This window comes from Idiomarina seosinensis (assembly GCF_044797955.1).
Taxonomy (GTDB): Bacteria; Pseudomonadota; Gammaproteobacteria; order Enterobacterales; family Alteromonadaceae; genus Idiomarina; species Idiomarina seosinensis_A.
Map to the genome: position 1 here is coordinate 1,265,002 of NZ_CP085211.1, position 12,489 is coordinate 1,277,490.

The following is a 12,489-nucleotide window of genomic DNA, read 5'->3' on the forward strand; positions in this document are numbered from 1 at the left end:
TCTCCTAAGCTGATCAGGCCTGCCACGGGCCATTATCATTATCCTTAATCTGCTGGTCATCCAGTCGGATGCTTACCCCTACTACGTCTTTGTAAACGACACCGCAAAGGTTAAAGATCAAAGGCACCACATAAATCAGCGGGATAAAAAACAACAACGAACTGATAATCAATAATCCGCTAATAGCAAATAATAAGATAATATAGATGGGTAATTTATAATTTACGATACGGACTGAATAAAATATCGCATTCAGCGGGGATACGTCGCGTTCAATCACTAGCGGCAAAGCAAAGGCAAAAGCAACGGTTAAGTAAATTTGTGCTAATACACCCAGCAGCCAGTGTAATTCGGTTAGCAGCAAAATGCTGACCTGTGTTAACAGGCTGGTTGCCACCAGGGTTGCGATCAAGGGGCCCGCTTTGCGAAAGCCATTGAACATGTCAGTGGCTTTAGAGGGAATATCAACACTGTGGCGAATCCCCATTAGTATCAATCCCCCCCAGAAAGGGGCGCCTACCGCAGCACCGAGTATCGATAAAAAAACAAGCGCCTGCGCTGCGATCTGCTGTTCCGGGTCGGCAAATTGCTCAACCCAGCTGGCAGGCAAAATACTTAACGCAACAAGAGAAATAATTAATAAGATTCCCATAAAGGCGATGAAACCTAAAAATAGCGGCACCCAGTGCTTGCGTGTTAAATCAAATGTTTGTTTGAATACATCACCCAGACTTAATTGATAGCGCCCATTAAGGGCATCCGTTAAATTACCGCCGATGATGGTAGTTTGTTGGTTATCATTGTTAGCTTGCATGGAAACCTGTCAGACGTAAAACACAAGGCCCATATACTAGAGCATCTTAAGCGCTGATACCAATGCCACAGATAAGGATTACCCATGAAACCAGGCTTTAAAAAACAAAATCGGCGGCCACGCCCTGTTAACCCCAAATTGGTTGTGTTTAACAAGCCGTACGGCGTCCTCTCACAATTTTCCGGTGAACCCGAGGATGCCACCTTAAAAGACTGGATCCCCCATAACGACATTTATCCGGCGGGTCGCCTGGATAAAGACAGTGAGGGCTTGATGCTGTTGACCAACGACGGGGTGTATCAGGCACGGCTGGCAGATCCTAAGTACAAGGTATGGAAAACCTACTGGGTACAGGTAGAAGGCGAACCCGACGAGCAGCAACTGAGTCAGCTTCGCCAGGGGGTCGAGCTAAACGATGGAGTTACCCGCCCCGCCGAGGCATTCCCGATGCCTGAGCCTACTTCGCTGTGGTCCCGCAACCCGCCGGTACGCGAGCGGAAAACGGTTGCTGACAGCTGGCTTTGTCTGCGCATCCGGGAGGGTAAAAACCGTCAGGTCAGGCGGATGACGGCCCATGTTGGCCTTCCTACCCTGCGCTTGATCCGGGCTCAGGTCGGACCCTATAAATTAGCCGGGTTACAACCGGGAGAATGGCGCGATGAGCCGCCGGTGTGGTAGAATGCGCGGCTATTAACAGACTCGTTAACGGTACAGGTAACCAGTAACCGATGGCAGATACAATTTCAAACCCAGGCACTAAAAAAGTCATTGTCGGCATGTCCGGTGGTGTCGATTCCTCAGTTTCAGCTTATTTGCTGCAACAACAGGGCTTTATCGTCGAAGGCCTGTTTATGAAAAACTGGGAAGAAGACGACTCTGATGAATACTGTGCTGCAGCGGAAGATTTAGCCGATGCTGAAAAAGTCTGTGCGACTCTGGGTATCGAATTGCACACGGTTAACTTTGCTGCAGAATACTGGGATAACGTGTTCGAGCACTTCCTCGAGGAATATAAAGCCGGACGGACTCCGAACCCGGATATCATGTGCAACAAGGAAATTAAATTTAAAGCGTTCCTTGAATTCGCAGCAGAGGCACTCGGGGCCGATTATATTGCTACCGGGCATTATGTACGGCGAGCTTTTGATGGCCGCCAGTGGCAGTTACTGCGCGGCCTTGATAACAATAAAGATCAGAGCTACTTCCTCTATACCCTCAGCCATGAGCATGTTGCTCAGACCCTTTTCCCGGTCGGCGAACTGGAAAAGTCGGAGGTTCGGCGAATAGCCCAGCAACAAGGCCTGGTAACCGCGGACAAAAAAGATTCGACGGGGATTTGTTTTATTGGTGAACGAAAATTCAAAGACTTTTTGCAAAACTACCTGCCGGCACAGCCAGGAGCTATCGAGAGCCCCGACGGAGAGGTGCTGGGCAAACACGAGGGGCTGATGTACCACACCATAGGTCAGCGTAAAGGTCTGCATATTGGTGGCCGTGCTGATGCCTCAGATGAGCCCTGGTATGTGGTGGATAAAGATGTCGGGCGCAATGCCTTAATTGTTGCTCAGGGTAAAGACCATCCGCGTCTGTACGCTGATGGTCTGATTGCCGGTCAGGTGCACTGGGTCAGTCGTACGCCTTTGCAGCAACCGATTAGCTGTACCGTAAAAACCCGCTATCGCCAGCAGGACATTGCCTGTCAGCTGAAACCCCTTGGCAATGACCAACTCGAAGTCATTTTCGAACAGCCGGTGGCTGCGGTTACCCCGGGACAATCAGCGGTCTTCTATTTAGATGACGTATGCCTGGGCGGTGCTATTATCGAGCGCCGTCTGACCGACTTTGAGGTCAAACTATGAATGACTGGCAACAGCGCGTTCTGGCGCTGTCGGGGATGACATTGAGTGCTGCCGCAGTTCAGCAAGTGGCTCGCTCAGGAGCAGTGATACACGATACGGTGACGGAAACCTTGATTGATAGTGTTACCAATCTGCAACCGCAGTCGACATTAGCCGTTTATGGCTCGATTGAGGCTATTAGGCCAGGCTTACAGACCCTGATTCAGCAACTCGGTAACAGCACCCAAAAGGACATTGAGCTGACCCGCTATCTGGTTGGCATGATTCACTTATCACGCCGCTTACAGGCCCGCGATAAACAAATGTCAGAATTGGCCCGGCGTCTTGAACAGGTCAACCGGCAATATCGTGAGTTTGGTTTCGAACGTTACCGCATTTTGCAAAGCCTGGCGGGTATTTACCGAGATCTGATTAGCCCCTTAGGCCAGCCCATCAAGGTTAATGGAAACCCGACTCAGCTGAAGAACGAAGCTAATCAACACCACATTCGTGCATTGTTGCTGGCGGGCATCCGCAGCGCAGTCTTGTGGCATCAGGTCGGGGGTAAACGGCGGCATTTTTTACTGTCACGCAAAAAGATGCTGGCAACGGCACAACAGTTACTTCGCACTGCTTAACCTAATTTAAACTACTTTCGCTTTATTTGGAGAACGACATTATGCTGCCTTTTTCATCCCTTACTGCCTTGTCACCCGTTGATGGCCGATACGCCAACAAGGTTGAAGACTTGCGCCCTATTTTTAGCGAATACGGTTTGATCAAGTTTCGCGTTATTGTTGAAGTGCGCTGGCTGCAACGTTTAGCAGATGAAGAAGGTATCGTAGAAGTCCCTCCCTTAAGCACAGAAGCCAATCAAATACTTGATGCTATCCTGGATAACTTCGACAGTTCGGCGGCTGAGCGCATTAAGCAGATTGAAAGCACCACCAACCATGATGTCAAAGCGGTAGAATATTACTTAAAAGAACAGGTCGCCGGACACCCGGAGTTGGCCAAGGTATCAGAATTCATCCATTTTGCCTGCACCTCTGAAGACATCAATAATCTGGCTCATGGCTTAATGTTAAATACCGCCCGCGAGCAGGTGCTGGTGCCCCTGATGCAGCAAATAGTTGATGATATTAAAGCCAAAGCAAGTGAATACCGGTCAGTTGCCATGATGGCACGGACTCACGGCCAGCCCGCCACGCCAACGACCATGGGTAAAGAATTTGCTAACGTTGCTGTGCGTCTGCAGCGGCAGCTTGAGCAACTGCAAGCCGTTAAGCTGATGGGTAAAATAAATGGAGCCGTAGGCAACTACAATGCACATTTAGCCGCCTATCCTAACGTTGACTGGCATCAGCTTTCTGAGCAATTTGTTCGTCGCCTGGGGCTTAGCTGGAATGCCTACACCACTCAAATAGAACCCCATGATTATATTGCCGAGTTTTTTGACGCTTTGGCGCGCTTCAATACGGTGCTTATCGACTTTGACCGTGATTTGTGGGGTTATATTGCATTAAATCACTTTAAGCAGAAAACCGTGGCCGGCGAAGTCGGCTCTTCGACTATGCCGCATAAAGTCAATCCAATTGACTTTGAAAACTCAGAAGGCAACCTGGGCATAGCCAACGCCATTATGGCGCATTTGGCGCAAAAGCTACCTATCTCGCGCTGGCAACGTGATCTGACCGACTCTACGGTATTGCGAAACCTGGGGGTCGGTATTGCTCACGCTGTTATTGCTTATCATGCCAGCTTAAAAGGCCTCAGCAAGCTGCAGGTTAACGAAGCCGTATTAGCCAACGAACTGGACGCTAACTGGGAGCTGCTGGCCGAGCCGGTACAAACTGTGATGCGGCGTTATGGCGTTGAAAAACCCTATGAAAAGCTAAAAGAGCTGACACGGGGTAAACGAATCACAGCCACCGATCTGGCCAATTTTATTGACGCTCTGGAGATACCCGAAGCGGCAAAGGATGAGATGAAAGCGCTGGCACCGGCTACTTATATCGGCCGTGCCGAGCAGTTCGTGGACGACTTGTCGTGAAACTCGATAGCAAAGTTTTTCAGCCAGACGAGTTTCTTGCACAGTACTGGCAGCGCCGGCCCTGTCTATTGCGCGGTGGTTTCGCCCAGTTTGAGGATCTCATCGAACCCGAGATCCTGGCAGGCCTTGCTATGGAGGAAGATGCCGATTCCCGCGTGGTACGGCGTGCTGTTAATGCCGATAATTCCAGTAGCTGGCAGGTCGAACATGGGCCCTTTAGCGACTATGAAGCCTTTGGTGATAGTCACTGGACGCTGTTAGTGCAGTCAGTTAATGAGTGGCTGCCGGCTGTTGGTCAGCTGTTGACAGCTTTTGACTTTTTGCCCCAGTGGCGCATAGATGACGTTATGGTCAGCTTCTCGTGTGCAGAAGGCGGTGTTGGTCCACACCTGGATCAATATGACGTTTTTATTATCCAGGGTGCCGGCCGCCGGCGTTGGCAGGTGGGTGAGCGTCAGAACATGACAAATTATCAGCCCTGTGCTGACCTGACGCTGGTCAAAGAGCCCTTTACTGCCGTGATTGATGCCGAACTGGAACCCGGTGACGTGCTTTATATTCCGGCTGGCTGCCCACATGACGGGATTGCGCTGGAACCTAGCCTGAATTACTCCGTTGGTTTCAGGGCTCCGTCACAGGCTGAGTGGTTACAACAGCTGGGCGATCTGGCTCTACAGCAGGATGTTTTAAATCAACGCTATCAGGACCCCGATCTACGCAGCCGGAAAAGCTCATACCAGGTTAGCGACAACGAATTGCAACAGTGTAAAGCACTATTGATGCAGACGTTAGAGTCAGGACAGCTGGACGATTTATTGTTGCGCCTGATGTCCCAAAGTAAGCGTACCCTGGTCGAACCGGATTTGCCTTACACCGCTCAACAGATCGACGACTTGCTCGCTCAGCCTCAGGCACTGCTGGTTCGCTCTGCCGGTGCGCGCTGGCTATATCATCAGCCACAGCAGGCATTTTACGGCAACGGTGAACGCTATCTGGTAAGCCCACAGAGCCAACCGTTGGCCCACAAGTTAGCTCAGCAAACAGAACATCCGGGCGCCGACTTATTAACTCAGGTCAATACTGGCAATGATCGTGAGTTACTGGCCGAGTTACTTAATCAGGGCCTCTTTCAGCTTTTTCTGGACACCGATTAGCAGTTTACGTTAACTGTAAACTCTAGTTGCTAAACAGGCGTTTGAATCAACTTTTTTATTCACCGACACAGTAGCGCACGGCCTGCCATAGTGGTATTGTGCGCGAAATTTCTAGCACCAACAAGGAAGGAAATTCATGTCTCTATTCGAGCATCCTGAATTTGATCATCACGATGAAGTTGCTTTCTGTCACGACGAAGAATCGGGTCTTAAGGCCATTATCGCCGTTCATGATACCACTCTGGGTCCAAGCTTAGGTGGCACTCGTTTGTGGAACTATGCCTCGTCAGCTGAAGCGGTAACCGACGTACTGCGCTTATCCCGCGGCATGACATACAAAAGTGCCATTTCCGGCTTGCCTTTGGGCGGTGGTAAAGCAGTTATTATCGGCGATGCGAAAAAGATTAAAAGTGAGCAGCTGTTCCGGGCTTACGGGCGTTTTATAAACTCTCTCGGCGGCAAGTATATCACCGCAGAAGATGTAAATATTAAAACCAGTGACATTGATATCGTTGCCCAGGAAACTCAGCATGTGGCCGGTACCGGAGCGAAAGCCGGTAATCCATCTCCGCATACGGCGCTGGGTACTTATCTAGGACTGAAAGCCGCCGCAAAGCACCGCCTGGGCAGTGAAGATTTGCAGGGTGTGAAAATTGCAGTGCAGGGTCTTGGTGCTGTTGGCTATGACTTTGCCAAGTATTGTCGGGAAGATGGCGCTGAGTTAATCGTCACTGATATCAACGAAGAGTCACTGCAGCGGGCTAAAACCGAACTGGGTGCCAAAGTCGTTGGCCTGAACGAGATCTACGCGGTTGACGCAGATATCTATGCTCCTTGTGCGCTGGGAGCGACCATTAACGATGACACCCTTAAGCAATTAAAGTGTAAAATTATTGCCGGTAGTGCCAATAACCAGCTGGCAACACCACAACATGACCAGTTGCTTAAAGAGATGGGCATCTTGTATGCGCCTGATTACGTTATTAACGCCGGTGGTGTCATCCACGTCTGTTCAGAAGCGACAAACATGTCACTGACTGAAACTGAAAAGCGAGTACGTGACATTTATCACACGCTGGACAAACTATTTGCCCGCGCCGCCGAAGAAAACCGTCCTACCGGTGAACTCGCTGACCAGATGGCGCGGGAAATTATTGAAAGCGCTAAACAGGCTTAACTCATACAACCAAGAATAACTTCAAGCGGGTGTCTCACCCGCTTGTTTTCCATCCGCTGGATCTGCGAGCGGCAGGAAAATCCGGTAGCGACAAGCCCACTGTTACCATAGGAGTTGACCGCCTGCCGCCAGCCCATTTTGTATAGTGCTTTACTGTCCTGCTGATGACTGCGCTCATGACCGAAGGTACCGGCCATCCCACAACAGCCCACTTTCAGGATGTCCAGCTGCATTCCCAGGCGCCCAAACAAGCTTTGCCAATGCTGCGCCGATTCCGGAATAAAGCTCTGCTCAGTACAGTGCATTAATAAACCGTAGTTACGATGGTGTGATGACACTGTCTCGGGCCAGGTTTTATCAATAAGCCACTCGATCACAGTTTTCACTTTTAAGTTTTCCGCCTTTTCTGCTAATGCCTGCTGATACTCATCCCGAAACACAAGCGCTGTAGAGGTATCAACACCAACCAGCTCAATGCCCTGCTCCGCAAGCGGCGCTAACTGTCCGGCAACCTGTTCTGCGGTTTGCTGAAACTCGTTAAGGTAGCCCTTAACGTGCAATGCCTTGCCATGGCCAATAAACGGCAATAGTACCGGAGTAAATCCAAGCCGGTGAGCCACCGCGGCAAAACTTTCAACAACCTGCGCTTCATAAAAACTGGTGAAGGGATCCTGAACAATCACCACAAAGTTCTCGCGCTGAAGGCTGTCACTGGCAAGAATTTGTTGGCTGTCCATTACCACAAAACCCTGTTGCTGCCAGCGACGGGTCAGATTTGGCACCGAAAAAACCGGAGTATCAACGTAGCCAACCAAGTGGCTTAGTACAGCCTTACTGAGACTGTTCTGTGACAGCGCATTCGCGACTCGGGGAAACTTAGCACCGAGCTTAGCGGTTTGCTCAACATTTTTTACTAACCAGTCTTTTGGTGGCCGGGCATAGCGGCTGTAGTAGTGTTGTAAAAAGCGCGCCCGGAATGTCGGTACATCAACACTCACCGGACACTGGTTGGTGCAGGCCTTACAGGCCAGGCATTTATCCATTGACTGTTTAACCTGATGACTAAAGTCGTCGTTATTTCGCCAACGATTAATCCAACGCTTTAATGCAGACGCCCGTTGCTGCACCGGCTGGCTGGCATCAAAACCCTGTTCGCTGTTCAGGCGTAGCCACTCTCGCACCAGGGACGCCCGTCCTTTTGGGGAAAAACGACGATCGCCGCTGACCTTAAAGCTTGGGCACATAACAGCCTGAGTATCGTAATTAAAGCACAAGCCATTACCGTTACAGTCCATCGCATTGCGATAGCTATCACGGACCTGAATCGGTATTTGCCGGTCATAATAACCACGCTTGCGGGCATCAATTGAAACCAGTGCGTGATCGCCGGACAGCGGCGTACAGATCTTGCCGGGATTCAGCTGGTTGTGTGGATCAACCGCTGTTTTTAGCTTGCGCAGTTCAGTAAATAATTGTTCACCAAAAAATTCAGGCGCGTACTCAGAGCGATAGCCTTTTCCATGCTCCCCCCACATTAACCCGCCATAGCGACTGGTCAGGGCTGCTACTTTATCGCTGATCTCGCGCAGCAATTGCTCATCTTCTTCATTGCTTAAATCCAGCGCCGGCCTGACATGTAAAACGCCGGCGTCAGCATGGCCAAACATTCCGTAATGCAGGCCAGCATCATCCAATAGTTGGCGGAATTCGATGATAAAATCAGCCAGCTTTTCAGGCGGCACAGCGGTATCTTCGGCAAAAGCAACCGGTTTGCGCCGACCCTTGGTAGCGCCCAACAATCCCACCGACTTTTTGCGCATTGCGTAAATGGTTTGGATGCTGTCCAGATCATCACAAACTTGATAGCCGATAACACCCTGGTTATCTTTGTCTTTAATCAGCGCGTCAAGGCGACGGCAGAGCTGCTCGACTTTATACTCATTGTCGGCAGCATCGGTACTGGCAAACTCGACCATATTAATACCGTTCATGGTCTGTCCCTCAACCTCTCGCAGCAAAGGCTGGACGGAATGCCAGATAATGTCTTCACGGGCTAAATTCAGTACTTTACTGTCGATCGTTTCAACCGAAGTCGCCTGAGCTTTGACCAGAAAAGGGGCATTGTTTAAAGCGGCCTGAAAGTTACTGTATTTAACATTAACCAGGGTGCGGTAATTGGGAATCGGGGTAATATTAAGTCGTGCCTCGGCGACAAACCCCAGCGTCCCTTCTGAGCCCGCAATCAGCCGTGATAAATCCAGGGTTTGCTGTGCCGGATTATAAGTGTGCTTGAGATCGTAGCCGGTTAAAAAACGGTTAAGCGGGGGAAACTTTTCTTCTATTTCAGTACGCAGCTGAACACAGGTTGCTATTGCCTGCCGATAAAGCTGCCCTACGCTGCCTTCTTGTTCACTGAGTGCTTTTGCCTGTGACAAGGGAATGGGTTCGCTGTCCAGCCGCTCGCCGCCCATCAGAATGGTGGACAAAGCCAGTACATGATCACTGGTTTTACCATACACCAGCGAACCCTGACCGGAGGCGTCGGTATTAATCATTCCGCCCAGAGTGGCGCGGTTACTGGTCGATAAGTCCGGGGAAAAAAAGTAGCCGTAAGGCCGTAACTGATCGTTTAACTGGTCTTTGACCACCCCGCCCTGAACACGTACCCAGCCTTCCTCGACATTAACTTCCAGCACCTGATTCATATGGCGGCTCATATCCACCACCAGGCCGGGGGTTAATGACTGGCCATTAGTACCGGTGCCGCCGCCACGCGGGGAAAAGCTAATCTGCTGAAAGTCCGGTTGCGCGGCCAGATGCAATATTAGCTGCAGATCGTCATTTGTTCGTGGGTATAATACCCCCTGAGGAAGCTGCTGATAAACGCTATTATCCGTTGATGCTATCAGCCGCCCCCCATAGGTGATGTCTATATCCCCCGAAAAGTGTGTCGCTTGTAAGGCCGTCAGGTAATCCCGGTACTCTTTCGGCAAACTACTTTTGGCAACTAATTTCGGGAGATAAGTCATCGTTGTTTCAGTTATCCTCTGCTAAAGTTCAGTGTCTGTTACTGCAAATGATCCGCCAGATACATCCAGGTTTCTACCACGGTATCCGGATTTAGTGATACGGAATCAATGCCCTGTTCGACCAGCCAGGCTGCAAAATCAGGATGGTCAGACGGTCCCTGACCACAAATACCAACGTATTTGCCACGTTTTTTCGCTGCACTAATCGCCATTGCTAACATTTTCTTGACTGCTGCATCGCGCTCATCGAACAAGTGGGCTATAACACCAGAATCACGGTCCAGACCAAGAGTCAGCTGCGTTAAGTCATTTGAGCCAATCGAGAAACCGTCAAAGATATCCAGAAACTCATCGGCTAACAACGCATTTGACGGCAATTCACACATCATAATAACGCGCAGCCCGTTTTCTCCCTGCACTAACCCCTGCTCGCGCAGTAGCTCAATAACTTTGCGCCCTTCTGCCGGTGTCCGTACAAAGGGAATCATTACTTCAACGTTGGTCAGCCCCATGGTACTGCGAACCCGCTTGATAGCCTCGCATTCCAACGCAAAACAATCACGAAACTCTTCTGATATATAGCGCGAGGCACCGCGGAAACCTAACATTGGGTTTTCTTCGTCAGGTTCGTACTGGCTGCCGCCAATAAGATTAGCGTATTCGTTCGACTTAAAGTCTGACATCCGCACGATCACGCGCTCAGGGGCAAAGGCTGCCGCCAGGGTCGCAATGCCCTCGGTCAACTTGGTCACATAATATTCCCGCGGACTGGAATATCCGGCCATCATACCGGTAATGGTTGCCTTTAATTGTTCGCTCTGATCATCAAAGTTAAGCAGTGCCTTAGGGTGTACACCAATCATGCGGTTAATAATAAATTCCAGTCGTGCCAGCCCGATTCCGGCATGAGGAAGTCCGGCAAAATCGAAGGCGCGGTCAGGGTTGCCGACGTTCATCATTATTTTCATCGGCAGGTTCGGCATTTTATCGACCGCCGTTGAGGTCACATCGAACGACAGCTGCCCCTGATAAATGTAGCCGGTATCGCCCTCGGCACAGGAAACCGTCACTTCGTTACCATTGGCAATGACTTCATCAGCATTACCGCAGCCCACCACCGCCGGTATGCCCAGTTCACGGGCAATAATTGCCGCGTGACAGGTACGGCCGCCGCGATTTGTAACAATTGCGGCAGCCCGTTTCATAATGGGCTCCCAGTCTGGATCGGTCATATCGGTGACGAGGACATCGCCCGGCTGTATCTTATCCATTTCGCTTAGATCGTTTAATACCTTGGCGACACCGGAACCAATACGTTGACCGATAGCGCGGCCTTCGCAAATCACTGCACTCTTGTCTTTTAAGGCAAAGCGCTCAATCGCCTGCCCCTGCTGATTCGAGCGCACAGTTTCAGGTCGTGCCTGAACAATATAGAGTTTACCGTCAATACCGTCTTTGGCCCATTCAATATCCATTGGGCGACCATAATGTTGCTCAATAATAACTGCCTGACGAGCCAGCTCTTCAACTTCGTCATCCGTTACCGAGAAGCTAAGTGCCTGACTGGCATTAACATCTTCGATGCGTGTTTGCTTGCCATGTTCTCGATGTTCGGAAAATACCATCTGGATTTGTTTACTGCCCAGATTACGGCGCAGCACAGCCGGCCGCTGTGCTTTAAGCGTGGGTTTGTGAACATAGAATTCGTCAGGATTCACCGCACCCTGCACCACCATTTCACCTAAGCCAAAAGATGAGGTAACAAAAACCACATCATCAAAGCCTGACTCAGTATCAATAGTAAACATCACGCCAGAGGCAGCGATATCACTGCGCACCATGCGCTGCACGCCAGCAGACAAGGCGACACCTTTGTGATCATAGCCCTGATGGACGCGGTAAGATATGGCGCGGTCATTAAATAACGAAGCAAAAACATGTTTAATGGCTTCCATCACTGCATCCAGGCCCCGCACATTAAGAAAGGTCTCCTGCTGCCCGGCAAAGGATGCATCGGGCATATCTTCTGCGGTGGCTGAACTGCGAACGGCAAAACTGAACTCATCGTTATCTTCGCTCAGTTCCGTAAAGGCTTCTTTTATGCTGCTTTCAAAGTTTTCCTGAAACGGAGTATCAATAATCCACTGGCGGATTTTTTTACCGGCTGCTGCCAGGGCAGTGACATCATCAACGTCCAGCGTGTCCAACAGATCGTGAATACGGTCATTAAGCCCGCTCTGCTCGAGAAACTGATTGTAGGCCTCAGCGGTAGTGGCAAAGCCGCCCGGAACTTCAACTCCGGCGCCGGCTAAATTGCTGATCATTTCCCCAAGAGAAGCGTTTTTTCCGCCAACTCGATTAACATCCTGCATGCCAAGTTGTTGGTACCAGATTACATATTCTTGCACGTCACTGTCCTTAAAG

The 12,489-nt window shown here is 50.4% G+C and carries 9 protein-coding genes; 6 read left to right on the forward strand and 3 right to left on the reverse strand.

The annotated features are described in order from the left end of the window. Positions 1-13: 13 nt before the first annotated feature. On the reverse strand, positions 14-814 hold the full coding sequence (locus LG288_RS06055; protein WP_404399207.1) for a hypothetical protein: 801 nt from the start codon (positions 812-814) through the stop codon (positions 14-16). Between the two features lie 84 nt (positions 815-898). Here LG288_RS06055 and LG288_RS06060 point away from each other — a divergent pair, with 84 nt between their 5' ends. The 6 genes from LG288_RS06060 (at position 899) to LG288_RS06085 (ending at position 7,036) form a co-directional block, all read left to right on the forward strand. Continuing rightward, a complete protein-coding gene (locus LG288_RS06060) occupies positions 899-1,492 on the forward strand; it encodes a pseudouridine synthase (protein WP_404399208.1) in 594 nt (197 codons plus the stop codon). Positions 1,493-1,542: 50 nt separating this feature from the next. After that, positions 1,543-2,673 (forward strand): tRNA 2-thiouridine(34) synthase MnmA, encoded by a 1,131-nt coding sequence (gene mnmA / locus LG288_RS06065; RefSeq protein WP_404399210.1) that lies wholly within the window; start codon positions 1,543-1,545, stop codon positions 2,671-2,673. Beyond that, positions 2,670-3,290 (forward strand): high frequency lysogenization protein HflD, encoded by a 621-nt coding sequence (gene hflD, locus LG288_RS06070; protein ID WP_404399212.1) that lies wholly within the window; start codon positions 2,670-2,672, stop codon positions 3,288-3,290. The genes mnmA and hflD overlap by 4 nt, the downstream gene beginning before the upstream one ends. A 44-nt stretch (positions 3,291-3,334) precedes the next feature. Further along, positions 3,335-4,705, forward strand: a complete 1,371-nt coding sequence (gene purB / locus LG288_RS06075; RefSeq protein WP_404403042.1) for an adenylosuccinate lyase — start codon at positions 3,335-3,337, stop codon at positions 4,703-4,705. Beyond that, positions 4,702-5,859 (forward strand): JmjC domain-containing protein, encoded by a 1,158-nt coding sequence (locus tag LG288_RS06080; protein WP_404399213.1) that lies wholly within the window; start codon positions 4,702-4,704, stop codon positions 5,857-5,859. The genes purB and LG288_RS06080 overlap by 4 nt, the downstream gene beginning before the upstream one ends. 136 nt (positions 5,860-5,995) lie before the next feature. Continuing rightward, positions 5,996-7,036 carry a Leu/Phe/Val dehydrogenase gene (locus LG288_RS06085; RefSeq protein ID WP_404399214.1) on the forward strand — a complete coding sequence of 347 codons (1,041 nt, stop codon included), beginning with the start codon at positions 5,996-5,998 and terminating at the stop codon, positions 7,034-7,036. On the opposite strand, the gene LG288_RS06090 is transcribed toward LG288_RS06085, so the two are convergent. Together LG288_RS06090 and ppsA are read right to left on the reverse strand one after the other, a co-directional pair. After that, complete coding sequence (locus tag LG288_RS06090) at positions 7,033-10,065, reverse strand: FAD-binding and (Fe-S)-binding domain-containing protein (RefSeq protein WP_404399215.1); 3,033 nt, start codon at positions 10,063-10,065, stop codon at positions 7,033-7,035. The two genes, LG288_RS06085 and LG288_RS06090, sit on opposite strands and share 4 nt — an antisense overlap. A gap of 38 nt (positions 10,066-10,103) precedes the next feature. Further along, entirely contained in the window at positions 10,104-12,473 is a 2,370-nt protein-coding gene (gene ppsA, locus LG288_RS06095; protein WP_404399216.1) for a phosphoenolpyruvate synthase, read from the reverse strand. Between the last annotated feature and the right edge of the window lie 16 nt (positions 12,474-12,489).